19 protein-coding genes and 1 tRNA gene are annotated in these 26,564 nt (G+C 62.0%); 9 read left to right on the forward strand and 11 right to left on the reverse strand.

The genetic code is table 11. The features are described 5' to 3' along the window. The first annotated feature begins 362 nt into the window (after positions 1-362). Positions 363-1,145, forward strand: a complete 783-nt coding sequence (locus tag J4G38_RS02805) for a hypothetical protein (protein ID WP_210518325.1) — start codon at positions 363-365, stop codon at positions 1,143-1,145. 90 nt (positions 1,146-1,235) lie between these two features. On the opposite strand, the gene J4G38_RS02810 is transcribed toward J4G38_RS02805, so the two are convergent. Next, positions 1,236-3,536 (reverse strand): GH92 family glycosyl hydrolase, encoded by a 2,301-nt coding sequence (locus J4G38_RS02810; RefSeq protein WP_210518326.1) that lies wholly within the window; start codon positions 3,534-3,536, stop codon positions 1,236-1,238. A 208-nt stretch (positions 3,537-3,744) separates the two neighbouring features. Beyond that, on the reverse strand, positions 3,745-4,584 hold the full coding sequence (locus J4G38_RS02815; protein WP_210518327.1) for a sulfurtransferase: 840 nt from the start codon (positions 4,582-4,584) through the stop codon (positions 3,745-3,747). Positions 4,585-4,632: 48 nt separating this feature from the next. Here J4G38_RS02815 and J4G38_RS02820 point away from each other — a divergent pair, with 48 nt between their 5' ends. Beyond that, entirely contained in the window at positions 4,633-5,181 is a 549-nt protein-coding gene (locus tag J4G38_RS02820) for an HNH endonuclease signature motif containing protein (RefSeq protein ID WP_210518328.1), read from the forward strand. 17 nt (positions 5,182-5,198) lie between these two features. Here J4G38_RS02820 and J4G38_RS02825 read toward each other — a convergent pair. Then, positions 5,199-5,270: transfer RNA gene (locus J4G38_RS02825), tRNA-Arg, on the reverse strand. A gap of 42 nt (positions 5,271-5,312) precedes the next feature. Then, positions 5,313-6,626, reverse strand: a complete 1,314-nt coding sequence (locus J4G38_RS02830) for a Pycsar system effector family protein (RefSeq protein ID WP_226163081.1) — start codon at positions 6,624-6,626, stop codon at positions 5,313-5,315. Between the two features lie 199 nt (positions 6,627-6,825). Between J4G38_RS02830 and J4G38_RS02835 the strand changes: the two genes are divergently transcribed. The 4 genes from J4G38_RS02835 (at position 6,826) to J4G38_RS02850 (ending at position 13,123) form a co-directional block, all read left to right on the forward strand. Next, entirely contained in the window at positions 6,826-10,950 is a 4,125-nt protein-coding gene (locus tag J4G38_RS02835; protein ID WP_226163082.1) for a metallophosphoesterase, read from the forward strand. A gap of 201 nt (positions 10,951-11,151) precedes the next feature. Continuing rightward, the gene (locus J4G38_RS02840; protein WP_210518330.1) at positions 11,152-12,459 is read left to right on the forward strand and encodes a M43 family zinc metalloprotease; all 1,308 of its coding nucleotides are present in this window, start codon (positions 11,152-11,154) and stop codon (positions 12,457-12,459) included. 146 nt (positions 12,460-12,605) lie between these two features. Further along, entirely contained in the window at positions 12,606-12,998 is a 393-nt protein-coding gene (locus tag J4G38_RS02845; RefSeq protein WP_210518332.1) for a GEVED domain-containing protein, read from the forward strand. Then, positions 12,974-13,123 (forward strand): hypothetical protein, encoded by a 150-nt coding sequence (locus J4G38_RS02850; RefSeq protein ID WP_210518333.1) that lies wholly within the window; start codon positions 12,974-12,976, stop codon positions 13,121-13,123. The genes J4G38_RS02845 and J4G38_RS02850 overlap by 25 nt, the downstream gene beginning before the upstream one ends. Before the next feature lie 297 nt (positions 13,124-13,420). Here J4G38_RS02850 and J4G38_RS02855 read toward each other — a convergent pair whose 3' ends face one another. Next, positions 13,421-13,834, reverse strand: a complete 414-nt coding sequence (locus J4G38_RS02855; protein ID WP_210518335.1) for a hypothetical protein — start codon at positions 13,832-13,834, stop codon at positions 13,421-13,423. Positions 13,835-13,917: 83 nt separating this feature from the next. Continuing rightward, a complete protein-coding gene (locus J4G38_RS02860; protein WP_210518337.1) occupies positions 13,918-14,478 on the reverse strand; it encodes a hypothetical protein in 561 nt (186 codons plus the stop codon). 381 nt (positions 14,479-14,859) lie between these two features. On the opposite strand from J4G38_RS02860, the gene J4G38_RS02865 reads away from it, so the two are divergent. Beyond that, positions 14,860-15,837 carry a PIN domain-containing protein gene (locus J4G38_RS02865; protein WP_210518338.1) on the forward strand — a complete coding sequence of 326 codons (978 nt, stop codon included), beginning with the start codon at positions 14,860-14,862 and terminating at the stop codon, positions 15,835-15,837. 175 nt (positions 15,838-16,012) lie between these two features. Here the strand turns inward: J4G38_RS02865 and J4G38_RS29360 are convergent, their stop codons facing one another. Next, on the reverse strand, positions 16,013-16,852 hold the full coding sequence (locus J4G38_RS29360) for a hypothetical protein (protein WP_262905876.1): 840 nt from the start codon (positions 16,850-16,852) through the stop codon (positions 16,013-16,015). A gap of 198 nt (positions 16,853-17,050) precedes the next feature. Continuing rightward, the gene (locus tag J4G38_RS02875; protein WP_210518340.1) at positions 17,051-17,893 is read right to left on the reverse strand and encodes an alpha/beta hydrolase family protein; all 843 of its coding nucleotides are present in this window, start codon (positions 17,891-17,893) and stop codon (positions 17,051-17,053) included. Between the two features lie 167 nt (positions 17,894-18,060). Here J4G38_RS02875 and J4G38_RS02880 point away from each other — a divergent pair, with 167 nt between their 5' ends. After that, entirely contained in the window at positions 18,061-18,555 is a 495-nt protein-coding gene (locus tag J4G38_RS02880) for a SixA phosphatase family protein (protein ID WP_210518342.1), read from the forward strand. Positions 18,556-18,694: 139 nt separating this feature from the next. Continuing rightward, positions 18,695-20,752: a polyphosphate kinase 1 gene (gene ppk1, locus J4G38_RS02885; RefSeq protein ID WP_226163083.1), complete on the forward strand. Its 2,058-nt coding sequence runs from the start codon at positions 18,695-18,697 to the stop codon at positions 20,750-20,752. Between the two features lie 96 nt (positions 20,753-20,848). On the opposite strand, the gene J4G38_RS02890 is transcribed toward ppk1, so the two are convergent. From J4G38_RS02890 to J4G38_RS02900, 3 genes are all read right to left on the reverse strand, one after another. Continuing rightward, complete coding sequence (locus tag J4G38_RS02890) at positions 20,849-21,922, reverse strand: hypothetical protein (protein ID WP_210518343.1); 1,074 nt, start codon at positions 21,920-21,922, stop codon at positions 20,849-20,851. Between the two features lie 170 nt (positions 21,923-22,092). Further along, positions 22,093-23,412, reverse strand: a complete 1,320-nt coding sequence (hflX, locus tag J4G38_RS02895; RefSeq protein WP_210518345.1) for a GTPase HflX — start codon at positions 23,410-23,412, stop codon at positions 22,093-22,095. Between the two features lie 222 nt (positions 23,413-23,634). Then, complete coding sequence (locus tag J4G38_RS02900; RefSeq protein ID WP_210518347.1) at positions 23,635-26,412, reverse strand: M16 family metallopeptidase; 2,778 nt, start codon at positions 26,410-26,412, stop codon at positions 23,635-23,637. Positions 26,413-26,564: the final 152 nt, after the last annotated feature.

Genomic DNA, 26,564 nt, shown 5'->3' on the forward strand with positions numbered 1-26,564 from the left:
TTGGGTAGTTGGTGATTCAGTAGGAGGCACCTTTCAAGTACAATTGAAAACGGAGTAGAAACTCAATCTTCTCCAGCCGCTGCGGCCCCGGTCGCGGCGGGTGGGCGGTTGGGGCCGGGGGACGGTCCCGGAGGGCTACTCGGGTTGCGGGTACTGGTCCGGGACGGTCCCGCAGGCCTACTTGCAACCCGAGTAGGCCTGCGGGACCGTCCCAGGGCCCTATTCCGGTTCGGGGCAAGGTCCGGGACCGTCCCGGACCGGTACTCGCAACCCGAGTAGCCCTGCGGGACGAAACAGGCGGGTGGAATACGAAGACTAACGGCTGCCTTCCGGCCCTCCATTCACCTAACCACAATTTGTTTATGAGCCCTGAAGCTCCCGGTACGCCTGCCTCCGACCCATCCGGCAACGAGCCTACTTACACCCCCAATCTGCCCTTCGGCCAGCTGGAGCTGGCCACCCTGGGCCTGAACGCGGCCAAATTCTGGCAAACCTCCGAGCTCGGCGACCTGCTCTGGAAAACCAAGGCGGCCTTCCTGCCCCAGGCGCAGGCCTATTTCGACAGCCTCGACACCGCCGACGCGGCCGGCAACGACCGCAGCCCGCAGGCCCAGCGCCTGCGCACCCTCGATGCCCAGGTGGACAAAGCCCTGAACTTCGTGAAAGGCTACCTGGCCGAAGACCACGAAGGCGACGCCGACAAGGCCTACTACGACGAGTTCGGCCTCAAAACCGAGGGCCGGAATAAGCGCCTGCCCAGCGCCCGCCCCGCCCGCGCCAAGGCCCTGGCCAGGCTAGTGCTAGCCATCAGCGCCCACGGCTACGACGCCCGCAAGTACGGCCAGGCCTTCTGGACGCCCATCGCCCGGGAATACGCCGAACTGGTGGGCAAGCGCACCAAAACCGAAAGCACCGCCGCCGGCGCGGTCGGCCAGAAAAACGTGCAGGAAAAGCCCCTGCGCAAGGTGCTCAAGGCCCTCATCAGCCTCATCAAGGCCCACCACCCGGACACCTATAAAACGTGCTGCGCGAGTTCGGCTTCCAGAAGGAGGGCTACTAGGCCCCGGCCCGGCCTCGCCTGTTGCGCCCCGCCGCTGCCGTTTCGGCAGCGGCGGGGTTGTTTTTGGGGGGGGCTTGCCGCATGAAGGATTTTCGACTATCAGTCTCCGTGAGCCTGCCTGTTTAATTGATGGATTCAAGTTGAATTTATGGGCTGATACTTTGGGTAACCCGCTTCACCTCCGCGCCGGCCGCGCGCCCATCACAAACACCAGCGTGCCGCCCTTCGCCACGTCCTGCTGCTGGAGAAACGGCTGCGCCCGCCGCTGCCCGTTGAGCGTGACCGACTGCACGTAGACGTTTTTGGGGCTTTGGTTTTTGACCTGGATGGTGAACTTCTTGCCATTCTCCAGGTGCAGGACGGCGCCGTGGACGAGCGGGCTGCCCAGCGCGTACTGGCCCGACGACGGGGCCACCGGATAAAACCCCAGCGCCGAGAAGATATACCAGGCGCTCATCTGGCCGCAGTCGTCGTTGCCGCCGAGGCCGTCGGGGGTGGGGTGGTACTGGCGGGCGAGGATGTTGCGGACCTGGGCCTGCGTTTTCCAGGGCTGGTCGGTGTAGTTGTAGAGGTAGGCGGCGTGGTGGGCGGGTTCGTTGCCGTGCACGTAGCCCCCGATGATGCCCTCGCGGGTGATGTCCTCGGTTTCGGCGAAGAACGAGTCGGGCAGGTGCATGGTAAAGAGCGAATCGAGGTGGGGCACGAAGCGGGCGTTGCCGCCCATTTTCGTGATGAGGCCGGCGGGGTCGTGGGGCACGGCGAGGGTGTAGTTCCAGGCGTTGCCCTCGATGAAGCCCTGGCCGTTGGTGCTCAGCACGTCGAACTTGGGGCGGAAGCTGCCGTCGGCCAGGCGCGGGCGCATGGCGTTGGTGTGGGCATCGAACACGTTCTGCCAGTTGGTGGCACGCTTGCTGAACTCCTGGTAAATATCGGCATGGCCGAGCTTCTGGGCGAGCTGGGCAATGCACCAGTCATCGAAGGCAAACTCCAGGGTGGCGGACACGGAGGTGCCGCTGCGCTCGCTGGGCACGTAGCCGTGGTCGATGTAGGCATCAAGGCCGTCGTACCAGCGGTGGCGGGCGGTGGCTACGCAGGCGGCCAGGGCGCGCTCGGCCTGGGCGGGCGGCATGGTCCCGTTCAGCACGGCATCGGCCACCACGGAGGTGCTGTGGTAGCCGCTCATGCACCAGTTTTCGTTGGCGTGGTGGCTCCAGACGGGCAGCATGTGCTCGGCGCTCTGGTCGTAGTGGGCGAGCATGGACTGCACCATATCGGCGTTGCGGCTGGGCTGGAGGAGGTTGAAGAGCGGGTGCAGGGCCCGGAAGGTGTCCCAGAGCGAGAAGGTGGTGTAGTTCACGAATCCCTCGGCGCGGTGGGTTTGCTGGTCGAGGCCGCGGTACTGGCCGTCGGTGTCCTGGTACACGGTGGGGCTGAGGCAGGCGTGGTAAAGGGCCGTGTAGAAGTTCTCCTTATCGGCCCGGTTGGGCGTCTGAATGGTGACTTTACTTAGCTCCTGCTGCCAGAGCTGCTGGCCGTCGCGACGGGTCTGGTCGAAGTTCCAGCCGGGCAGCTCGGCGTGCATGTTGGCCAGGGCGCCGGCGCTGCTCACGGAGGAGAGGGCAAACTTGACCTTGATTTTCTCGCCCGCCACGGTGGTGAAATCGAAGTAGAGGCGCAGCTGGCGGCCGGCCTGCTCGGGCCAGTTCTGGCTTTGGTCGAAGCGGCCCCAGAAGCCCCGGTAGGTTTCCCTGGCGTCGTATTTCTTGGCGCCGTAGCTTTTGAAGGGCTTCGAGAACTGCATGGCGAAGTACTCGGTGCGGGTGCGGCCCCAGCCGGTGGTTTGGCGGTAGCCGGTCACGAGCGAGTCGTTTTCGATGCGCACGTAGCTCCACACGTTCTTGTCGGGGTAGTTGTAGATGCCGGCCATCATATCGAGAATGACGTGGGCCGGCTCCGTGCCCGGAAACGTGTACTGGTGGAAGCCCACGCGGGCGGTGGCCGTGAGCTCGGCGGTGATGTTGTGGTCGTCGAGCTTCACCTTGTAGTAGGCGGGCTCGGCCACCTCGTTCTGGTGCGAGAAGGCGGAGCGGTAGCCGCTTTGGGGGCGGTCGGCGGTGCCGGGGTTGAGCTGGAGCGGGCCGGTGGTGGGCATCAGCAGGAAGTCGCCCAAATCGGAGTGCCCCGTACCGCTGAAATGCGTGTGGCTGAAGCCGACGATGGTTCGGTCATCGTAGTTGTAGCCCGCGCAGTACTTGTAGATGTCGGGGTTGTACTTGCCGTTCTGCTCGTAGCTGAGGGTGTCGGTATCGGGCGAGAGCTGCACCATGCCGAAGGGCACGGTGGCACCGGGGTAGGTGTGGCCCATCTTCTGCGTGCCCACCATGGGGTGCGCGTACTGGACGAGGTTTTCGGGTGATTTTTGAGCGGAGGCGGGGTGGGCTGCGGCGAGCAACAGCAGGGGCAGAAAATGCTTCATGCGGCAAATTATGCCAGCGCATCAGGAATTGAAGCCGTGCGTTCCACTCTCCCGCCGTGCTTACCGCTGAACGGGGCGATTTTCAGGTGAGTATATGGATTGTAGAGACGCAAAATATTGCGTCTCGTCGTCGAACGACTGGAACTGCGCCTACGGAGTTACAACAACATCAGCAACGACGAGCCTGCAGCTATTGCGGCTCTACCGCTTATTCGCCGGTGGCAATGGGACGCCCGCTCCGCGACCATTCGCTCCAGGAACCAACGTACAGCTGCGGAATCGGCCAGCCCGCCTGGGCAATGGCCAGCAGCGAGTGGCAGGCCGTGACCCCCGAGCCGCAGTGGAAAATCACCTCCGCCGGGGCATGGCTGCCGAAAACTTCCTGGTATTTCTGGCGCAGCTCTGCCGGCGCCAGGTAGGTGCCATCCTCGGCGAGGTTGCTGCCGAAGGGCACACTGACAGCGCCCGGGATGTGGCCCGCAACCAGGTCGATGGGCTCAAATTCGCCCCGGTAGCGGCCGGCCTCGCGCACGTCGATAACCAAGTGGCTGCTGCTCTGGGTGGCGCGCTCTACGTCATCGGCCGTGGCCGTGGACAGCTGCCACACATCAACGGGATAGGGCGGGGCGGGGATGGGCGTTTCCGTCCCCGCGCTGGTGGGCACGCCGGCCGTAAGAGCGGCTCCCAGGCCGCCATCCAGTACCTGCACTGCCGCGTGGCCCACGGCGCGTAGCATCCACCAGCAGCGGGCGGCGGCATTGGCGGCGGCTTTGTCGTCGTACACCACTACCTGCGAGTCGGGGCCAATACCGAGCCGGCCCAGCACCCGCGCAAAGGCCGGCAAATCGGGCAGCGGGTGCCGGCCCCCTTCGGCTGGATTGGCGGCCGGCCCGGCCAGGTCCTGGTCCAAATCAATGGGCAGCGCCCCGCGCAGGTGCTGAGCTTCATAGGCCTGGCGGGCGGTGGGGCCGCTGCGGGCATCGAGCAGGACCACGGGCCTGGTGGGGAGCAGGGCCAGTAGCTCGGCGGGGGTAATGAGGGGATTCATCCGGGTATGAGCGAGGGAATTGACCGGCAATATCCGGTAATTTGGGCCATGAATAACTGCCTGCACTGCGGCGCGCAAACAGCGAACGCGAAATATTGCTCCCGCTCTTGTGCCAACCGGGTAGACGGACATCTTTTTCCCAGTCGCCAGCGCACCGCACGCAGCTGTAAGCATTGCGGCGCGGCTTTGCTAACCCGTCGGACGACCTGTGATAACTGCAACCCCAGCCTGGTTGACTGGTGGACGGTGGCATTGCACCAGCTCAAAGCCAGGGCCTTACCACAGTACGCGGCTCAGATACGCAGCCTGGCGCGGATGATATACCGTAAGTCAAGCAGAGCCAAAGCGTGTACGGTTTGCGGCTATGATACGCACTACGAGGTGTGTCATATCAACCCCATTAACGAGTTTTTGCCAGTTGATTTCGTGGCCGAAGTCAACAAGCTGAGCAATCTGGTGGTGCTGTGTCCCAATCATCACTGGGAATTCGACCACGGACTTCTGTCCCCGCCTTCATTGCGGCCGCGCTGGAAAACAAGCCGGAATCGATATAAAAAAACAAGAGTCTGCTTTCAGATTGAAAACAGACTCTTGTAAGTGCTTGATTATTAAAGTAGCCGCGACGAGAATCGAACTCATATCAAGCGTTTAGGAAACGCCTATTCTATCCGTTGAACTACGCAGCCATGCCGCAAAGATAAGAACGGGGCTCGCTGCCAGAGGATAAACTACGACTTATACAGCAGTGCGATGCCGAACGACAGGGCCGTGAGAATCAGCCCGACCATGAAAATAGTGTAGCTGGAACGCAGCAGGGCGTATTTGCGCGCGAGCACCTCGCCGAGGTAGTACACGTCGGTAACCATGTTGGTGTAGATGGCTTCTTTCTGGCGCATCATCTCGCGCATGCCGCTCTGGAAATGGTCGAGGCTGAGCTTAGTGAACTGGCCGAAAAACAGCAGGTTGACGCGGCGGTTGCTGGCGATTTCGGGGCTTTTCTTCAGCCAGTTGAAGCTGGTGACGTCGGGCTGGGCCGAGAGGATGGCCGTGGTGACCGAGCCCAGGGCCGTAATCAGCAAAATGCTGATAGGGATGCCCAGCACGGGGTTGTTGCCCATCAGCGGGGCCAGGTTGCCGGCCTTGCCCATCTTGGCCCCCAGGTAGGTGATGATGACGGAAATAAGCACGGCGTTGAGCTGAATCATCATGCTGGCCTTCTTGTCGGCCATGGCCGACAGCTTCACGTGGTTGCCGTACATGGTGCGGAACATGGTTTCGATGCCGCGCTTGGGCTCGGCGAAGGTTTCGCTCTTCTCCTTGTTCTTTTTCTTGTCCTTCTTCTCGGTTTTCTTGAGGCGGTCGCGCTGCTCGTCCACGTTCTTCTTGAACTCCTTGCGGTAGCGCTCCTTGCCGGCTTCCGAGTGAAATTTGTGGCCCAGCATGAAATTAAGCTGGAGCTCGGCCCATTCGGGGTTCGTGTAGGACTTGCCCAGCACCAGCTCCCATTCGGTGCGCAGCAGCTCGGCGCGGGAGCGGAAGTCGTCGCGGGCCAGGTTGCTCATGTCGGCATCCACCAGCAGCTTTTGCAGGTCGGTTTCGGCCGTGGAGTCGCGGTGCGTGGCTTTGATGAGGCCCTGAATCAGCTCGATGCGGGGCGTGGGCACGCCGTGCTCGGCCAGCCAGGCGGCGGCGCGCTCCATGCTGCGGAATTCGTGGCCGTCGTACACGTCAAGGTAGCCGGAATCGTGAAACCAGGCGGCCAGCAGCAGGGCTTCGGTGTCGTCGGGGGTGAGCTCGGCGGCCGTGGCCAGGGCGCGGCATTCTTTCACCACGGCCTCGGTGTGGCGCAGCGAGTGGTAGGTGAGCATGGGCGACAAGCCCTTCGTTAACAACTCGGTGACATCGGCCTGCGCTTCTTTCACAAGGGCGGAGGCGGGAGCCTTGGCGGGCTTTTCGGCCGGGGCGTTCTTTGGCACGTCCGTGGGTTCGGCCGGCGCAGGCGCGGCCGCCAGCTCGACGGATTTGGGGACAATTTCTTCCATGATAAGCGAAGCTACGGCCGGTTTATCCGGCGGGCTCGCCGGCTTTCAACGCGAAGCATCAGACGTAAGTTAAAACCCCCGGCCCTAACCGCACTACTGCGCTTTGCGTAACGGGCCGTACTCGGGCCGGGACCGCGCCTGTTGTAAATTTACGTATTGCCCCGCCGACACCCGGCGGCCTCGCTTCGCACCTGCTTACATGACCCTACTTCGTCGCCTCACTTTTCTGCTTGCCTGCTGCCTGCCTCTGGCCGCCAGTGCCCAACTTGCCGCGCCGCTCAAACCGCTCAAGGAGTCCAAAGGCACCCAGCGGGAACTGCCCGAACCCGGCGAATCGGACCAGAACCCCCACCGCAGCCGCCCCAACTACCGCAAAACCGGCGTGAGCTGGCAGAAGAATATTCCGCCCGATTCGACCCGGATTCGCTACCGCGTGTTCCTCATCGGCGACGTGGGAAACCCCATTCCGGTGGCCAAGGGCGGCGAGCCCAGCCTCAATTTCCTGCGCCAGCAAATTATGCGAGCCGGCAAAAACAGCACCACCATCTTCCTGGGCGACAACGTGTACAACTACGGCATGCCCGAAGAAGGCGCCTACGACCGCCACAACGCCGAAGAACGCCTCACCGCCCAGCTCGATGTATTTAAAAATTACCCCGGCGAAAAGTACATGACGCCCGGCAACCACGACTGGATTCAGGGCGCGGCCGGCGGCCTGGCCCAGGTGAACCGCGAGCAGGCTTTCGTGGAAAACTACATGCGGAAGGACTCGGTGGAGTTTGGCTACACCGGCGACTTCTTCCTGCCGCGCGACGGCTGCCCCGGCCCGTTCGAAGTGCGCGTGCAGGACGACCTGGTGCTGATTGCCCTGAACTCGCAGTGGTTTCTGACGGCGCCCACCAACCGGCCCTTCGGCCTCAACGGCGCCTGCGGGGCCGATAACCCCGACGACGTATTTGCGGCCGTGGAAGAAATTATCGCCCGCAACAAGGACAAGCACATCATGGTGTTTGCCCACCACCCGCTGTTTTCCGACGGCATTCACGGCGGCTATTTCACCCTCGCCGACCATATTTTTCCGCTTAGCATCGTTTTCAAGTACGCCTTTCTGCCGCTGCCGGTCATTGGCTCCATCTACCCGTTTGCCCGCAAGTACGGCGGCATCAGCCAGGACATTCCGCACCCGCTGTACCAGGCGTACCGCAAGGGGCTGCTCGATATTTTTGCCAAGTACCCAAACGTCATTTACGCGGCCGGGCACGAGCACAACCTGCAATACTATAAGGAAGGCAGCGCCCATTTCATCATCAGCGGTTCGGGCTGCAAAACCCAGCACGTAAAGCCCGGCGATGGCGGCGGGGCCATTTTCTCGGATAAAGAGAAGGGCTGGGCCGAAGTGAACTACTACGACGACGGCCAGGTGTGGGCCGAGTATTTTATCCCGCAGGGCAACGGCCAGACGGCCCGCCGCGTGTTCCGTACGCCGCTCTACGCCAAAACCACCGGCAGCATTGCCATTCAGCCGCCCGCCCAGCCGATTTCCGATACGGCCCTAAGCACCACCAATGGCGAGGCCAACGGCAAGAAGCTGCCCCAGACCGAGGAGGCCATCAAAGAAAAGAAAAAAGACAAGGAGAAGAAAAAGGAAAAAGAGGCCGAAGCCATTGCCAAAGCCCCGATTCCCACGAAGCGCCCCGACTTCCGCGACAGCTCCGTGACCGTGGCCATCAACCCAAGCTACGACAAGCACGGCGGCTTCCACAACTGGCTGCTGGGCGAGCATTACCGCAAGGAATGGGCCACGCCCGTGAAGCTCCGCACCCTGGACCTGGCCAACGACAAAGGCGGCCTGATGCCCTACAAAACCGGCGGCGGCAAGCAAACCGCCTCGCTGAAAGTGCGCAACGAAGCCGGCTACAACTTCTCGCTGCGCGGCATCGACAAGGACCCCGCCGCCGTGCTGCCCGAGCAGCTGCGCACCGGCCTGGCCAAGGCCGTGCTACAGGACCAGATTTCGGCCCAGCACCCGTACGCCTCGTTTGTGCTGCCGCCGCTGGGCACGGCGGCCGGCATTCTGCACACCAATCCGGTGCCGGTTTACATTCCGCAGGACCCGCTGCTGGGGCAGTACTACGCCCAGTTTGCCAACCTGCCCGCCGCCCTGGAAGAAGACGCCAAGGATAGCCAGGACAATGTGGAAAGCCTCGGCTTTGCCAAAAACCTGGTGGGCACCGAGAAGATGCTCAGCCGCCTGCTGGACGACAACGACAACAAAGTCGACGAGAAAGCCTTCGCCCGCTCGCGCCTGTTTGATATGTGGATTGGCGACTGGGACCGGCACGAGGACCAGTGGCGCTGGAGCGAAAAGAAGAACAAGGACGGCGACCGCACCTTCACGGCCGTGCCCGAGGACCGCGACATTGCCTTCTTCAAGGGCGATGGGGTGCTGCCGTACCTGATTTCGCGCAAGTTTGCCATCCGCAACTTCCAGAACTTTGGCTACGACTACGCCGACTACAAGGGCCTGAACCAGACCGGCCTGAGCAACGACCGGGTATTCATGAGCGCCGTGACCCGTGAACAGTGGATTGCCGAGGCCGACTACATGAAGGCCCACCTGACCGATGAAATCATCGAAAAAGCGTTTCTCGACAAGTGGCCCAAGGAAATCTACGACCTGCACGGCAAGGAAATCATCGCCAAGCTGAAAAGCCGCCGCGACCTGCTGCCCGACCTGGCCGGCAAATATGCCGACGTGCTGGCCGAAATCGTGGAAATCCGGGGCTCGAAGAAGAACGAGAAATTCACCGTGGAGCGCCTGCCCGACCACCACACCCACGTCGTGATGCGGAAAATCAACAAGGACGGCGACCTCACCAAGGTGCTGTACGACCGCATGTTTGATGACAAGGTGACCGACGAGGTTCGTCTCTACGGCATCGGCGGCAAGGACGTGTACGACGTGCGCGGCGACGTGCACAGCGGCGCAAAGCTGCGCATTATTGCCGGCACGGGCCGTGACAGCATCACCACCCGCGACCACGTGGGCGGCCTGCTCCACAAAACCCAGGTGTACGACGCCGATACCGGCAACGTCATCACCCCCAGCTCCGAAGCCCGCCTGCGCCTGGAGCCCGGCTACGAGGTGAGCCGCTACGACTACCCGCACCGCTTCGACCTCAAGGACTACCGGCTCGACTACTTCGGCCCGGCCCTGTATTTTGGGTACAACATCGACGACGGCTTTCTGCTGGGCGGCGGTGCTACCTACCGCCACTACGGCTTCCGCCGCGAGCCCTACTCCTGGGAACAGACCATCACGGCCAACTTCGCGCCGGCCCGCGAGGCCTACAACATCCGCTACACGGGCCAGTTCACCCGCATTTTCAAGAAGACGGACCTACACATCGCGGCCCAGTACTACGGCCCGCAGCTGCTGTATAACTTCTTCGGCATCGGCAACAATACCGTGAACCTGGCGACCAAGGATGAAAACCGCGGCGTGGTCACCAACCGCACCGTGAACAGCGCCTACCGCGTGCGCTTCGACCGCTTCACCATCGCGCCCACCTTCGAGCGCAAGCTGTTCAGCTTCCTCAAGTTCGGCATCGGGCCGCAGTTCGACCAGTTCCGGATTGAAAAGGACCCCATCGGCTCGGTCATCAAGGACAGCCTCACCAACAAGAACGGCGTGGTCACCTACGAGAACCGGCGCTTTGGCGTGCGCGCTTCCGACTTTCAGACCAACCAGTACCTCGGCGGGCTGATGTACCTGAACATCGACGCCAGCTCCTCGGCCAAAAACCCCCGCATCGGCCTGCGCTGGTTCAACGAGTTCCAGTACAACTGGCAGCTCAACCGGGAAAGCCTGAACTTCGGCCGCATTACCTCCGAGTTCCGGGCCTACCTCACGCCCAACTTTCCTTTCCACCTCACCTATGCCGGCCGCATCGGCTACCAGCACAACTACGGCGACTACCGCTTCTACCAGGCCAACACCCTGGGCGGCACCACCAACCTGCGCGGCTACCGCCGCACCCGCTTTGCGGGCCGCACCGTGGTATACGCCAACTTTGAGCCGCGCCTGGAGCTGTTTTCCTTCAATGCCTACCTGTTCCCCGGCAAGTTCGGCATCATGGGCCTGGCCGACGTGGGCCGCGTGTATTCCGACAACGACACCGGCACCTACTCCGGCCTCGCTGCCTTCCACAGCGGCTTCGGTGGCGGCGTGTACATCGACATTCTCAAAGCGGCAGTGGTCAACGCCACGTACTCGGTAGGGGAGGAGAAGCTGGTATTCGTGGGCTTCGACTTCCTGTTTTAGCCCAACGGATTTCCGTGGAAAGCTGAAATTGCGGGAAATTAATAATGGGCAACAGAAGAGGGAAACCTGCTTCTGTTGCCCATTTTCGCTTTTATCCTGCGATATAATTGAAAATTTAGCAAGAAAAACTCGGGAAATATCAAATTTTTCTTAAATTAGGTGCTTCATCCCACCTTTTTTAACCTATTGACCAACTCCTACATGAACAAGCTTTATTTCTCCGCGCTGGCCCTGCTGGGCAGTGCTGCCCCGGCCCTGGCCCAGGACCTGCAAAGCCGCATGGCGGTGGGCTATCAGCTCGAAGCCACCACCACACCCATTACGCACCGCGCCTGCGGCACCATGGAAGTGCTGCAAGCCCAGCTGGCCGCCGACCCCGCGCTGGCCCAGCGCATGGCCCGCATCGAAGCCCAGACCCAGCAGCTGGCCGCCAACCCCACGCTGCAGCGCACCACGGCCGGCACGGTCATCATTCCGGTGGTGGTGCACGTGCTGTACAACACGGCCGCCCAGAATATCTCCGACGCCCAGGTGCAATCCCAGATTGCGGTGCTGAACGAAGACTACCAGAAGCTGAACAGCGACTATAACAAAACGCCCGGCATCTACGCGGGCCTGGTGGCCAACGTGGGCGTGCAGTTTGTGCTGGCCCGGCGTGACCCCGCCGGCCTGGCCACCACGGGCGTCATCCACAAGCAAACCAAAACCTCGTCGTGGAGCACCAACGATGCTGTGAAAAACTCCAAGCGCGGCGGCGACAATGCCTGGGATGCCACCAAATACCTCAACCTGTGGGCCTGCAACCTGGGCCAGGGCCTGCTGGGCTACGCGCAGTTTCCCGGCGGCTCGGCCAGTACCGACGGCGTCGTGATTCTGTATTCGGCCTTCGGCAGCCGCGCCAAGTACGCGGCCGGCACCTACATCAGCAGCTACGACCTGGGCCGCACCGCTACCCACGAAGTGGGCCACTGGCTGAACCTGCGCCACATCTGGGGCGATGACAACGGCGCCTGCACCGGCTCCGACCTCGTGACGGACACCCCCAACCAGGGTGCCGAAAACTACGGCTGCCCGGCCTTTCCGCACGTGTCCTGCTCCAACTCGGGCGACATGAGCATGAACTACATGGACTATGTGGACGATGCCTGCATGTACATGTTTTCCACCGGCCAAAGCTCGCGCATGAACGCCCTGTTCGCTCCCGGCGGTGCCCGGGTCGGTATTCTGACCTCGCTGGGTGGCACGGCGCCGCGCCCGGCCCTGGCCGCAACCACGCCCGTGTCGTTCTACCCCAACCCGGCCAGCGAACGGCTGACCCTGGCCCTGCCGGCCGGCGCCAGCGCCGCCAGATACACCGTGCAGGTGTTCGACCTCAGCGGCCACGCCATGTCGCAGGCCCGTTACGACGGCCGGGGCCAGGTGCAGGTCACCGACCTGCCCAAGGGCCTCTACTACGTGGCCATCGGCGATGGCACCGAAACCGTGCGCCAGCGCTTTGAGAAGCAGTAAGCCCCGGCAGTACCTGATTCCACCTTCTATTAAACGCAACAACGCCTTGCCCTAACGGCAGGGCGTTGTTGCGTTCAGCCCGTTGAGTGCTTGCAAGTTCCAGGAATTTGGGTGGCGTCCGGGCCGGTGGGCTCAACGCCTGGCCTATGGGCCAGTACCTCAACCTGTGGGCGGGCACCATCGGCGGCGGCATCCTGGGCTACACCCAGTTTCCCGGCGGCGCGGCGGCGGCCAACGGCGTCGTTATCAGCCCCGTTTATTTCGGCCGTACCGGCACCAGTGCCACTACCCGCACGGGCAGCTTCACGGTGTCCGCTTCGGCCAAAAGCGGCGCCACCCGCCTGCGCGTGGTGATGAGCGACAACAGCGCCACCACCAGCTGCGGCAGCTTCAGCTACGGCGAAACCGGGGACTACACCGTCACCATCTCGGGCGGTGCCCGTCTCGATGGCAGTGCCGCCCGCCCGGGCAACGGCCTGGCCGACCAATACACACTCCGAACCCGGCTACCGACGTGCTGCGCATTGCCCGTCCGCTGAGCGCCGACCAGGCGCAGCCCTTCTCGGTGCGTGTCTACGACCTGCGCGGGGCCGAAGTGAAAGGCCTGACCTTCACCGATGGCCAGCTGAACGCGTCGGCGCTGGCCCCGGCACCTATATGCTGACGCTGAAAGTCGGTGCTTCGACCACGCACCAGCGTTTCGTGAAAGAGTAGCTTTCCCATTCGCTAAGTAGTCAAGCAAAAGTAACCGTCATGCAGAGCGCAGCGAAGCATCTCGCTCACATCGATAAACGATTGATTTACTACCACAAGCGAGATGCTTCGCTGCGCTCTGCATGACGTTCTGTTATTCGTTTACTTTTGCACGAGTACTTAAACAAAAAGCCCCGGCCGGATGGTCGGGGCTTTTTTGTTTAGCGGGAGGTGGCCGCCCTGGTAGCCTGGGCTACTCGCGCGACATCTATACCACGGCTTTGCGGGCCGTGACGGCGGCGATGTACGCGTTGGTTTCCGTGATTTGAACCTGCACCTGGGCTAAATCAAGCTCGCGGGTGAGCAGGGCCACCGGGCCGCGCGATTCCTGCCGGTCGGTGAGGTCGGCCTGGCGGTTGGTGGCGCGGCGCAGGTTTACCTCGTTGGTTTTGCGGGCCTTGGTACCGGCGGCCAGCGTGGGAATGATGGTATTCAGGGCCCCGATTTCGGCGGTAAGGCTGGCCATCTCGGCCTGAATTTCGGTGGCGCTGTCGGTCGTGTTCTCGCGGGTGTAGTCGAGGTTGTCGCCGCGGTGGTTCAGGTCGCGCAGCTCGGTGGCGGCGAGGGCGAGGGCAGCGTCGCACTCGGCCGCAGTGGTCAGTAAATTCACGGAGTAAGCCATAGTAGGTTAAATGAGTTAGGTGAAGAAATGAGGTTCGCTAGCTGAACGGTAAGCCCGCCCGCGAATTGCACGACCCGCCATTTTTATTTCTGGTCTTCAGAAACTTTACCATCGTTACTGGCCAGTAAATCAGCCAGCGCATCGGCTTCGGCCGTGAGCCCCCGCAAGCGAGCCGCCAACAGGGATTGCGCCCCGCCGGACAGGGGCGGATGCACCGGGGCAGGGGCGAGCTGCGTGAGCCACTTGCGGGTCCGCTCTTCCTCGGCCGTGAGCGCGCCGGCGGCGGGCAGCAGGCCTGCACCTAATTGCGCCAGGCCACGCTGGCGGCGCGTCTGGGCCCGGGTGCGGTTGGCCTCCGTTTCCAGCTGGTAGCGCAGCTGGGCGGCCTCGTGCCGGCAGCGGCGCAGGCGCTTGCGCAGGGCTGCCAGCTCGGCGGCGGTCAGGGGCTCGGTCACCCCAGCCGCTGGGGTAGCCGGAGGCTCCGCTTCCGCTTCGGGCGGCAACAGCAGCACCAGCTGGCGCAGCCGCCGCTCCGCCTCCAGCAAAAACGAGCGTTTGCCCGCTTCCACGAAGGCCACCTGCTCCCGCGCCACGCCCAGGTAGCGCCCCAGCTCCGCCTGCGTCAGGCCGAAATATGCCCGCACAGCCGCTGCCAGCGAGTCAGAAGGTAGTGCACGGGGTATAGCGGGCCTTTTTGTTACATCGCTCAGGAAAATCCGGCGCGATGTAACAACGGTTGTTACATGGGTTTTATTCTTTGGGAGGTGTGTAACGGGGTGGGGAGAGGTGCAATAAGAAGCCCCAGCTGCGGGGCGGCTGGGGCTTCTTTGTAGCTTTAAGACGAAGCTGTTTATGAAGTCGGCCTATTGATGTAGAGACGCATATTTGCGTCTCGTCGTCGAACGAATACTGCCTTTATCGTTCAACGACGAGACGCAAATATGCGTCTCTACCCCTAGCTGGCGACTTCCTAAACAGCTTCTATTTCTTATCGGCTCAATAACCCAGTCGTTAATACTCTCATCATGGTAAAAATTCTCGTGGATACCTGCACTTGGCTTGACTTGGCAAAGGGTGCTGACCAGAATAAATTCATAGGTATTATTGAAGGATTAATTCGGCTTGAAGAGGTAGCATTTATTGTTCCTCAGATTGTCATCGATGAATTTGAGCGGAATAAGAAACGAGTAATTCATGACGCCACCAAGAGCCTGTCCAGCGTTTTTGCGAAAGTGAGAGGCATAATAAGTGAGTTTGGAGACTCTGTAGAGAAAGACATTGCAGTAAGCCAACTAGATGATGTAAGACACAAGCTGTCATCCTTAACTGAAACGGCTGCTTTCAATATTTCAAGGATTGAGAAAATACTGAGCAGTTCAATAGCAATTGCTTCAACTGAGGCAGTGCTTATAAAAGCTGCGCAAAGAGCCATTGATAAAAGGGCTCCTTTTCATCTCCAAAAGAATAGTATGGCAGATGCTGTTCTTATGGAAGTGTATGCGGAAGCCATCAAAGACATAGGAACAGAAGAAACTCAATTCGCTTTTGTTACTCACAATAAAGAAGACTTCGGTGCTACCAATAAGAAGTATCCGCATCCTGACTTCGCAGCCAGTTTCTCCGCCAACAAATCCTATTACTTCGTGACGCTGATAGAAGCTCTGCGTCACTTTATGCCTGAGCTTATGAGTGACATTGAAGCCGAGCAAGAATGGGAAGAAGTGCCCAGAACATTCACGGAAATGCTAGGAGTAGAGAAAGAGCTTTATGATAAAATCTGGTATAACAGACATCAAAATCAGGTCTATAAAGCCAGATTAGGTATAGATGACGTTACCCAAAAGGATGTGGATTTGGGAAAAGCAGCCGCTAAGAGCAAAGAGGAGCAATACGGGAAAGCCAACTTAGGGCCATATAGTGACTTCGAGTGGGGCATGCTCAATGGCAAGCTCTCCGCTATCCGTTGGGTAATGGGCGATGATTGGGATTTTCTTGATACTTAATTCTCGCACAATCTGTGTGAGAATTAAGTATCGCTACTCCAGTCGCGAGAGCAATTTGAATATTAAATGGTCAACGTAGAAAGAAAAGCCGTTTTCCTTTACAAAGGGTCTTGACCTATGTAAAAGGAAATGGCTTTTCTTTACAAAGCTTGATTCTCACCACCCACCTGCGCCTTCAAATTCTACCGTCCCAGCCGCCACTCCGGGCGCTGGGGCAGCGGCAGCTCCTGTCCCTCGAAGCGGCGCACGCCGTAGTCGCCGCCGCTGAGCTCGCCGAAATTGTTGGCCAGGCGCACGCGGTAGTCGGCGTCAATCCAGAACAGGTGGCGGTCGAAGGCGCGGTGCAGGTTGGGGCACAGCGCGAGGCCATTAGCTTCGCTGACCTTCGGTTGGGGAGGGTGTCGTCGTGGCTCACGGCCCAGGGCACAATGTGGCAGGCATCGAGCAGCGGCACGGGGCTGCTGCGGGTGCTGAGCAGCTTCAGGCCTGACACGGCACAGGTGTAGTCGTGGGCTTCGAGCGCCACGCGCTTGAACACGCCGCTGCGCACGGTGAGGTCGAGCTCATCGGCGGGCACGACATGGTGGCGGTAGAGGGCGGCGGGCTCTTCCAGCATCTGGCGGCGGATGTCGGCCAGGGCCTGCTCGCCGGCGCGGGCGCGGTAGCGGCCCTGCGTTTGGGGGAAGTAGCGCGTGAGCAGCGCTTGCGTGAGGGCGGCGCGCTGGGCGGGCTCTTGCAGCAGCAGCCAGAGGTCGGCATCGAGGGCGGCGTAGGCCACCACGTCGCGCAGGTGGCGGAAGCTGCGGATGGAGCCCAAGCGGGTGAGCAGGATTTCGAGGCCGGGCCAGGTGTGCAGGTGCCAGAAGCCATCGGAGCGCAGGTGGTAGAAGGGCAGCGCGAAGTTGGCCGCCGTGAACAGCGCCGAGGTGCCCAAATCGGTGCAAATGGCTTTGAAGGCCGCGATGAGCCCGGGCGTGATTTCGATGCGGTTGCCCTGGATGGAGCCGTCGGGCAATGCCTTCGAGCACGGCCAGCAGCAGGGCGGGCTTGTAGGGCGCTTCGCCGTGCTGGCGGCTGCGGGCCACGCGCAGTTTCTGGAAGCGGCGGCGGTAGGTGGGGAGCATGGTGGCAGAGCGGGGGTGGCAGGGCAAGAGCAGAACGTCATGCAGCGCGTAGCGAAGCATGACCGTTTTTTAGTCATGAGGGTATTCACTTAATGCAACAGCAGCGCGATTTCCTGCTGAACAGCCTTGGATAAGAAAATCTCGTGGCCCAGCCCGGGCAGTTCGAGCACCTTGGCGGGGATGCCTCGTTGCCGCAGCCGCCGGTAATATTCCTGGGTAAGCGCCTTCGGGGCTATCGAATCGGCAGTGCCCACGAGCAGCGTTACCCGCGTGGTGGACGGGATGCGGGCCACTACCTGCTCCGGCGACACGCTTTCGACGGGCAGGTCCCATACCGGCCCCCCCACACGGCGCTTCATGTGCACCCGCCAGGTGGCCACATTGCACGGGCACGAAGCCAACACGGCCGCGTCGGCGAGGCCGGGGTGGCGGCCGAGCAAGTCGGCGGTAATGGCGGCCCCGCCGGAGTGGCCCGCCACCACCACCCGCCCCGCGTGGTAGCGGGCCTTGAGCATGACGAGCGCGCCCGCGATGGCATCGATGACGGCGGGCGTGTAGTTGTCGCCGGCGGCCTCCCCGCGCTGGCCCGCCGACTGGCGCCCGGCCGGGTCGGTGTACCCGGGGCGCAGCAGGCCCACCGCCACCACGCTGGGGTTGGCCTCGGCTACTTGCCGGGCCAGGGTGTACTGGTAGTCAGGCGGGTTGAATGCCGCATCGCCGTGCACAACCACGAGCAGGGTGGGGTGGGCGCTAAGCTTCGCGCTGCGGTACGTCTGGGTCCACAGCCGCTGCTCCCCACTGCCAATCCACTGGCCGGCTCCGGCGGTTGTTGTGGCTTGGCTGGCGGTTTCGGTGGGCTGCTGGCAGCTGCCCGGCAGGCACAAGGCGAGCAGCCCGCCGGCCAGGCCGCAGAGGTTTCGTCGTTTCGGCATGCTGTGAATATAAGAAACAGGGGAGGAGCGATGAGGCCGCCATCTATCGCCGCATCGTTCGCTCGGGCCGAAATAGAATTTCGGGATATTCGGGCCAGCGGCTGAAATACCTGACATAACCTTTTCCTAACCGCCACGGTAAGCAAAACCCCGCTAGCTTCGCCCTCATGAAAACGCTTTATCTCCTTCGCCACGCCAAATCCAGCTGGAGCTTCGACGAGCTCAGCGACCAGGAACGCCCCCTCAACGACCGTGGCCGCGACGACGCTCCCGCCATGGGCAAGGCCCTCGCCAAGCGCCGCATCTGCCCCGATATCATCGTGAGCTCGCCGGCCGTGCGCGCCATGAGCACCGCCGTGCTGGTGGCCCGCGAAATGCAGTTTCCGCACGATAAAATTACGGTTGAGCCCGGCATTTACGGGGCCGATATGGACGGCCTGCTCACCATTATCCACAACCTGCCCGATACCGCGGGCTCGGCTCTGCTGGTGGGCCACAACCCCACCATCACCGAAACGGCCAACGAGCTGTCGCCCTCTGCGCTGAACGAGATGCCCACCGCCGCCGTGGTGTGCCTGCGCTTCAGCTGCGACCATTGGGCGGAGGTGAGCAAGGCCAACGCCGAGTTCTACTTCTACGACTACCCGCGCAATGTTAGTTAAAAGGTAAAAGTGAGGAGTTAAAAAAATCGGCGTAGCTTCTTACCTGGTCGTATCGTACAAGCCGGCTAAACGGGTGGCAAGCACGTCCTCTGCAGAGAGTAGACGGTTTTAACCCTTCACTTTTAACTTTAAACTGCTTTTGAAAACCCTTTCCCGCGACCTGAGCTGGCTGCGTTTCAACGCCCGGGTGCTGCAAGAAGCCCAGTGCGCCGCCGTGCCGCTGCTGGAGCGCCTCAAGTTTCTGGCCATTTTCAGCAGCAACCTCGACGAGTTTTTTAAGGTGCGGGTGGCCACGCTGCGGCGGCTCACGAAGCTGAAGAAGAAAACCCGCGCCAAGCTCGGCGAGAGTCCCAAGCGGCAGCTGCGCGAGGTGCTGGCCGAGGTGGCGCGCCAGCAGGAAGAATTCGGGACCACGTTCCGGGAACTGCTGCCCGAGCTCAACCGCCGCCACATTCATCTGCTGAACGAGGCCGAGCTGACCGACAAGCAGCGCGAATGGACCGTTCGCTACTTCCGCGACAAGGTGCAGGACCTGCTCTCGCCCGTGGTGCTCGACGATGGCCTGCACCACCTGTTTCTGAAGGACCAGGCCGTGTACCTCACCTTCCTGCTCAGCAAGCCCACCGCCGCCAAACCCAAGCCGGCCGCCGAGCGGGTGCTGCTGATGGAGCTGCCCACCAGGCGCCACGGCGGCCGCTTCGTGCGCCTGCCCGACGAGGGCGACGAGCGCTACGTCCTGTTTCTCGATGACGTGATTCGGATGGGCGCCTCTGAGCTGTTCCCGGCCTATAAGCAAGTCGAGGTCAATGCCATCAAGCTTTCCCGCGATGCCGAGCTGGACATTGAAGAAGAAGTATCGGGCGATTTGATGGAGAAAATCCGCAGCAGCCTGGCCAAGCGCGCCACCGGCTTCCCCGCTCGCCTGCTTTTCGACCCCGAAATCCCGAAGGAAGTCCTGCGGGCCATCAAGCAGAAAACCGGCATCACCGACGAGGAGCTGGTGGAAGGCAGCCGCTACCACAATTTCCGCGACTTCTTTGGCTTTCCGGATTTTGACGAGGCCGACTTTCATTACCCGGCCTGGCCGGCGCTGCCGCACCCCACGCTGCCGCGCACGGGCAGCCTGCTGGCCGCCATCGGGCTGCGCGACCACCTGCTGCACCTCCCGTACCAGAGCTTCGACTACGTGACGCGCCTGCTGCGCGAGGCTGCCGCCGACCCGCGCGTGTCGGCCGTCAGCATCACGCTCTACCGCGTGGCCAGCAAGAGCGAAGTGGTGAAAGCCCTGCTGAAAGCCGCCAGGCGCGGCAAGCAGGTAACGGTGGTGATGGAGCTCAAAGCGCGGTTTGATGAGGAGTCGAACCTGTTCTGGGCCGACAAATTGCAGCGGGCCGGTGCCCACGTCATCTTCACGCCGCCCGAGCTGAAGGTGCACAGCAAGCTGCTGCTCATTGCCCGCCGCGAGGCCGACGAAACCACCCGCGAGTACGCCTATTTCAGCACCGGCAACTTCAACGAAAGCACCGCCGAGCTCTACACCGACCACGGCCTGTTCACGGCCAATGCCGAACTAACCAGGGAGGCCACCGCCGTGTTCGGCTACCTGCGCGACCAGACCACGGTGCCGGAGCTGGCGCAATTGCTGGTGGCACCCTTCGGCCTGCGCTCCAGCCTCAACGCCCTGATTGACTACGAAATCAAGCAGGCCAAAAAAGGCAGGGAAGCCTACATCATCCTCAAGGTGAATGCCGTGGAAGACGAGGCCATGATTTGCAAGCTGTACGACGCCAGCCACGCCGGGGTGCGGGTCGAGTTGGTGGTGCGCGGAATTGGGCGCCTGGTGCCGGGCCAGCCGGGCTTCAGTGAAAACATCAGCCAGCGCGGTATCGTGGACCGGTTTCTGGAGCACAGCCGGGTGTACGTTTTTGCCCACGGCGGCGAAGAAAAAGTCTACGTGTCCTCCGCCGACTGGATGACCCGCAACCTCAACCGGCGCGTGGAAGTAGCTTTCCCCATCCTCGACGACGCCCTGCGCGCCGAAGTGCGCCACCTGCTCGACCTACAGCGCCAGGACAATGTGAAAGCCCGCGATTTTGAGAATAATTACATCCTGCCCGCAGCAGGGGAGAAGCCCCTGCGGGCCCAGGAAGCCACCTATGCCTGGCTAAAGGGCCTGAAGAGGAGGCAGCGGAAGTAAGGCAGAGTGCCCCGGGATTTTAGTTCGGCCCGCGTGAACGAAAGTGACTTTCTAACGGGCCGAACTAAAATTTCGGGGTACTCCTGCCCTCCTGCGCTACTTCCGGCTCCGTTCGGCCTTTTGCAGCAGCTTCCTGGGCGGCACAATGAACAAATCGAGGCTGGCGTAGGGCGTGCCGCCAAGCTGGCTGTTGATGATGCGGTCGCGGGTGTTGTCGGTGCGGTCGAAGGCGTTGAATTCGTAGTTGTAGCGGTAGCCGGCCTCCACGCCGGTCCAGAGGAAGGACAGCAGCTCGTGCTCGTAGCGCAGGCGGAATTTTACGTCAATCTGGCGCAGCTCCAGCGCCCGCACGGCGGGGTTATTGGGGGTCGGAAACGTGTTGCGCAGCTTGAGGTTGTAGTTGTTGCTGACCACTTCGTAGCCGGCAAACAGCAGCGACGTGGGCGAAAGGTTGCGGCGCACCAGCACGCGGGCCGGGAACAGCGCCTCCACGCCCCAGCGCGGGTTGAACGTGCGGTTGTAGACCAGCACGGGGTAGATGCTCTGGCGGCCCAGCACGTAGCCCAGCTGCACGCCCAGGCCCCAGGCAAAGGTGGAGCTGCGCTTCCAGCCATAAATGAATTCGGAGGTGACTTTGAGGTAGTTGTTGATGTCCAGCTCGTCGGAATTGTAGTCGCCGTTTAGCTCGGTTTTGGTGCGGAACAGGTACCAATGCACGGCGTCGACGGGCCGAATCACAGCCAGCTGCGCCCCGATGATGCTCAGGCCTTTGTTCTCGATGTTGCCGTACAGCCCGTACTGGTCGCTGGTGGCGGGCTCGCGGAACTGGTACTCCTGGCGGTCGTAGTTCAGGCCCAGCACCAGCTTCAGGTGGGGGTGGTTGAGCAGCGGGGCGTAGGCCTTGATGACGAGGTTGGCATTTTTGCTCACGTCAGTGCGGTAGTCGGGCACGCCGCCCACGCCGCTGCTGCGGATGCTGAAGTTGCCCGGTATCCGCTCATATTTCACGATGAGGCCCTTGCTGGGCCCCATGCCTACTACCTGCGAATTGGCAAAGGTTTGGGCGTCAGATTTGCCCAGGCCGGCCGTGTCGAGCGGGGCTGGCGGCGGATACACGGGAATATCCTGGGCTGTGGCCACCCGGCCCATGCCCAGCAGAAGAACCAACAAACTAAACCGAAGCAACCTGAGCTGACGCATAAGAAAAAAGGCCGCGCCTGAATGGCACGGCCTTCGACCTTACGAAAATATTCATTCAACGTTCATTGGCAAGCAAGGGCCACAACAATTTGGTAACATGGGGTTGCCGGCTTGCCGTTGGCTTCGTGCCCTGTGCCCGGTTACTCGCCGGCCCAGTCGTTGGGTGCCTGGTAGGGGTAGCGCTGCTGGTGCAGGGCCGCCACGCGCTTGCCGAGCAGCTCGCGCAGCTCCTCCATGTTGGTGCGGTGCTGGGCCGAGATGAACACCACCGGGTCGTGCAGCTTGGCCATGTAGGTGGCTTGCAGCTGGGCCAGCGGCGGGCGCGGGGCCGTGCCATCGTCCTCCGCGTCCAGCACTTCGCCGAAGGGGTCGTGCTCCACGTCGTCCGGCTTGTACTGGTCTATTTTGTTGAACACCAGCAGCACCGGCTTGTCGGCCGCACCGATGTCGACCAGCGTGTCGTTCACCACCTGAATCTGCTCCTCGAAGCCGGCGTGCGAAATATCCACGACGTGCAGCAGTAAATCAGCTTCGCGAATCTCATCGAGTGTGCTTTTGAAGCTCTCAATGAGCTTGGTGGGAAGCTTGCGGATAAACCCAACCGTGTCGGAGAGCAGAAACGGGGTCTGGTCGAGCACGATTTTGCGGGTGGTGGCGTCCACGGTGGCAAACAGCTTGTTTTCGGCAAATACGTCGGCCTTGCCCAGCACGTTCATCAGGGTGCTTTTGCCCACGTTGGTGTAGCCCACCAGCGCCACGCGTACCAGGCCGCCGCGCGACTTGCGCTGGGTGTGGCTCTGGCGGTCCAGGTCTTCAAGCTTCTCTTTGAGGAAGGCAATCCGGTCGCGCACAATGCGACGGTCCGTTTCAATTTCGGTTTCGCCCGGGCCCTTCATGCCCACGCCGCCGCGCTGCTTGTCCAGGTGAGTCCAGAGGCCGGTGAGGCGGGGCAATAAGTACTGGTACTGGGCCAGCTCCACCTGCGTGCGCGAGGTGGCCGACTTGGCCCGCAGGGCGAAAATATCCAGAATCAGCAGCGAGCGGTCCACGATTTTCACCAGCAGCTCGGCTTCCAGGTTGCGCAGCTGGGAAGGCGACAGGTCGTCATCGAACACCACCATGCTGGTGCCCTCGTGCTGCACGTAGGCCTTGATTTCGGCCAGCTTGCCTTCGCCCACGTAGGTCCGGATGTCGGGCTTTTCCAGCCGCTGCACAAAGCGCTTGGTGGCGGTGGCGCCGGCCGTTTCAATCAGAAAAGCCAGCTCGTCCAGGTATTCGGTAGTCTGGTGCTCGGACTGGCGGCGTGGGGGCACACTCACCAGAATGGCGGTTTCCTGCTCTTTGGCGGTGGCGTAGGCGCCGTCGGTTTTGGTGGCCACGTAGCCGGCCTTGGCGTTGTCGGTGGTGAAGTGCCGGGTGCTGGCAGCGGGCTTGCGGCCGCCGGATGCTTTATTGGCCATGGGAATTGGGGTAATCGGTAATCGGTAGTATAAAGGTACGGCTTGGGTAAACGGAAGCACAGGAAAAAGGAACGTCCTGCTGAGCGCAAAATAAAACGTCATGCTGAGCGCAGCCGAAGCATCTCTACCGCAGTAGTAATTATTTACTCTTGCGGTAGAGATGCTTCGGCTGCGCTCAGCATGACGTTCTTTAGGAAATATGCTTCCCGGAATCAGGCCCTCTTACTTCACCGGCACCGACGCGGCAGCCTTGGCGAAGTCGCCGGCTTTCACAATGGTCAGCTTCGAATAATCGAGGTACTTCTTGGCGGCGGCGCTCACCTGCTCGGGCGTGAGGGCGGCAATGCGCTGCTCCAGCTCGGCGTCGTGGGTGAAGGTGCGGCCTTCGGGCTTGGTCAGGTACTGGGCCCATTTACGGGCCAGCTGGTCGTCCTGGCTGCGCTCCACCTGAAAGTTTTGCAGGGCGGCCGACTTGGCGGCTTTCAGCTCATCGGCCGTCACGCCGTCCTTGCTCAGGCGCTCCATTTCCTCGCGGTAGGCGGCCTCCAGGCGGGAGGAATTCACGGGGTTGTAGATGGCGTAGGAGCCGAACGTGCCGATTTTGTCGTTGTCATCAGCGTACACGTAGGAGCCCACGCCGTAGCTCACGCCCTCTTTCTGGCGGATGCGGGTGGCCAGCCGCGAGTTCAGGAAGCCGTCGCCGAGGATGTAGTTGGCCATGTAAATCGAGGCATAGTCGGGGTCGTCGTCGCGCACCGGGTACTTCAGGAAGGTCACGAACATGGCGTTGGCCTTGTCGTCGGTCTGGATGGCCTGGGCCTTCGCCGTGGCCGTGTTCTCGAAGATGCGCAGCGGAATGCGGGCGTAGGCCTGGGGCGCTTTCCAGCTGCCGAGCTGGCTTTTCACCGTCTTGCGCAGGCTGGCTTCATCGAAAGCGCCCACCACGGCCAGCGTGGCCGCCTGCCCACCGTAGAAATTCTTGTAAAACGCCCGCACGTCCTCCACTTTCAGCGCTTTGACGGCGGCAATTTCGTCGTCATAGGTCAGCGTTTCGAACGGGTGGCCTTTGGGATAGGGCTCGCTCAGGCGGGTGGCCAGGTTGAAAGCCAGGCCCTGCGGGTCCTGCTTCTGGGATTCCAGCTGGGCCAGGCGCTCCTGCTTCAGCTTGTCGAACTCGGCGGCCGGGAAGGTGGGGTTGCGCAGGCAGTCCATCACCACGGCCAGCACGGCGGGCAGGTTCGGCTTGTCGGTCTGGATGCTGATGCCGGTGCTCTGGCCGCTGCCGTAGATGCGCACCTGGGCCTTGGCCTTGTCAAACGCGTCGCGGATTTGCGGGTAGGTGCGGGTTTTGGTGCCGCGCTCCAGCATGTCGGCCGTCAGGCTGGCCAGGATGGATTTGTTGGTCAGGCTGGCCTCGTCGCCGTAGCGGATTTTCATGTTCACGTTCACTGAGTTGCCGCGGGTTTGCTTGGCCAGCAGGGCGTATTTCACGCCGCCTTCCTGGCCACGCCTGGTGCGGGCGTCGATGTTGGCGGGCGTGGCGGCGAAGGCTTCGCCGGCCGCGATGGCGGCCTCGCCCTTGTAGCCTTTCACCAGCATGGCGATGTCGGGGGCGGCGGGCACGGTGGTGCGGTCGGGCTTGGCATCGGGCCGGAACAGGCCCACGGTGCGGTTGCTGGGCTTGAGGTAGAGGGCCGCCACGCGCTGCACATCGGCGGGCGTCACCTTGCGCAGCTCGTCGCGGTAGAGGTACACGAGGCGCCAGTCGCCGGTGGCTTCATACTCGCTCATGGCCAGGCCCACTTGGTCGGTGTTCTGGAACAGCAGCTCGATGTTCTTGAGCAGCTTGGTTTTGGCACGGTCCACTTCCTCGGCCGTGGGCGCCTGCTTCGAGACGTTATCCAACGCCGTCATCATCACCGTGCGGGCCGAATCGAGGGAGCGGCCCTGGCGCACTTCGGCGTAGAAGTAGGCAAAGCCGGCATCGTGCAGCGTGGGCGTGAAGCCCCACTGGCTGGCGGCGCGCTTGCTCTCAATCAGGGCTTTGTAGAGGCGGCCGGAGGGCTGGTTGGTCAGCACGTCCACCAGCACGTCCATGGCCGCGTAGTCGGGGTGCGAGCCGGCGGGCGTGTGGTAGGCCACGCCAATGCCCTGGGTGTCGCCGGTGCGGCGCAGGGTCACTTCGCGCTCGCCGTCCTGGGCGGGCTCGGTGGTGTAGGTGGCTTGCAGGGTGCGCGCCGGGCGCGGAATGGCCCCGAAATACTGGTTCACCAGCGTCAGGGTCTTGCCTTCGTCAAACTTGCCGGCCACGAGCAGCACGGCGTTGTCGGGCTGGTAGAATTTCTGGTAGAAGGCCTTGAGGTTGTCAATCGGCACGCGCTCAATGTCTTCCTTCGAGCCGATGGTGGACTTGCCGTAGTTGTGCCACAGGTAGGCCGCGCTCAGCACGCGCTCCATCAGCACACTCTGGGGCCGGTTCTCACCGCTCTCAAACTCGTTGCGCACCACGCTGAACTCGGTGTCGAGGTCCTTTTTGGCGATGAAGGAATTCACCATCCGGTCGGATTCCAGGTCCAGGGCCCACTTCAAATTCTCATCCGTGGCCGAGAAGGTTTCGAAGTAGTTGGTGCGGTCGTACCAGGTCGAGCCGTTGGGCGAGGCGCCGTGCTCGGTCAGCTCCTGCGGAATGTTGGGGTGCTTGGTCGAGCCCTTGAAGACCATGTGCTCCAGCAGGTGGGCCATGCCCGACTCGCCGTAGCCCTCGTGCCGCGAGCCCACCAAATAGGTGGCGTTCACCGTCATCGTAGCCTTCGACTGGTCGGGGAAAAGCAGCACCCGCAGCCCGTTTTTGAGCTGGTATTCGGTGATGCCCTCCACGGACGTGACGCGGCTGACGCCCGCCGGCAGGGCGGCCGTGGTCTGGGCCCGGGCCGGGCCGGCGCTCAGCCCCAGCAGCGCGGCGGCCGACAGCCAGTTTCGGAAAGGAAAGGTTTTCTGCATGTTGAAAAAGGGTAAGTGAAAAGGTGAGAACCGGAATATTGTCCTAGATAAACGCTAATAAAACGGTTTAATTTGATACTGAGCTTGTGGGATTCAGGAGAAGGCCGCAACGGTTGCGTTGGGCCAAAAAAAAGCCGGCCCCTTGCGGAGCC

Source organism: Hymenobacter terricola, assembly GCF_017921975.2.
Lineage (GTDB): Bacteria > Bacteroidota > Bacteroidia > Cytophagales > Hymenobacteraceae > Hymenobacter > Hymenobacter terricola.

Bases quoted from the DNA above. Each gene is read 5' to 3' on its own strand.
- hflX (WP_210518345.1), bottom strand. From the start codon at position 23,412: ATGGCCAATAAAGCATCCGGCGGCCGCAAGCCCGCTGCCAGCACCCGG.
- J4G38_RS02810 (WP_210518326.1), bottom strand. From the start codon at position 3,536: ATGAAGCATTTTCTGCCCCTGCTGTTGCTCGCCGCAGCCCACCCCGCC.
- J4G38_RS02865 (WP_210518338.1), top strand. From the start codon at position 14,860: ATGGTAAAAATTCTCGTGGATACCTGCACTTGGCTTGACTTGGCAAAG.
- J4G38_RS02815 (WP_210518327.1), bottom strand. From the start codon at position 4,584: ATGAATCCCCTCATTACCCCCGCCGAGCTACTGGCCCTGCTCCCCACC.
- J4G38_RS02875 (WP_210518340.1), bottom strand. From the start codon at position 17,893: ATGCCGAAACGACGAAACCTCTGCGGCCTGGCCGGCGGGCTGCTCGCC.
- J4G38_RS02835 (WP_226163082.1), top strand. From the start codon at position 6,826: ATGACCCTACTTCGTCGCCTCACTTTTCTGCTTGCCTGCTGCCTGCCT.
- J4G38_RS02855 (WP_210518335.1), bottom strand. From the start codon at position 13,834: ATGGCTTACTCCGTGAATTTACTGACCACTGCGGCCGAGTGCGACGCT.
- J4G38_RS02840 (WP_210518330.1), top strand. From the start codon at position 11,152: ATGAACAAGCTTTATTTCTCCGCGCTGGCCCTGCTGGGCAGTGCTGCC.
- J4G38_RS02820 (WP_210518328.1), top strand. From the start codon at position 4,633: ATGAATAACTGCCTGCACTGCGGCGCGCAAACAGCGAACGCGAAATAT.
- J4G38_RS02900 (WP_210518347.1), bottom strand. From the start codon at position 26,412: ATGCAGAAAACCTTTCCTTTCCGAAACTGGCTGTCGGCCGCCGCGCTG.
- J4G38_RS02845 (WP_210518332.1), top strand. From the start codon at position 12,606: ATGGGCCAGTACCTCAACCTGTGGGCGGGCACCATCGGCGGCGGCATC.
- J4G38_RS02830 (WP_226163081.1), bottom strand. From the start codon at position 6,626: ATGGAAGAAATTGTCCCCAAATCCGTCGAGCTGGCGGCCGCGCCTGCG.
- J4G38_RS02805 (WP_210518325.1), top strand. From the start codon at position 363: ATGAGCCCTGAAGCTCCCGGTACGCCTGCCTCCGACCCATCCGGCAAC.
- J4G38_RS02880 (WP_210518342.1), top strand. From the start codon at position 18,061: ATGAAAACGCTTTATCTCCTTCGCCACGCCAAATCCAGCTGGAGCTTC.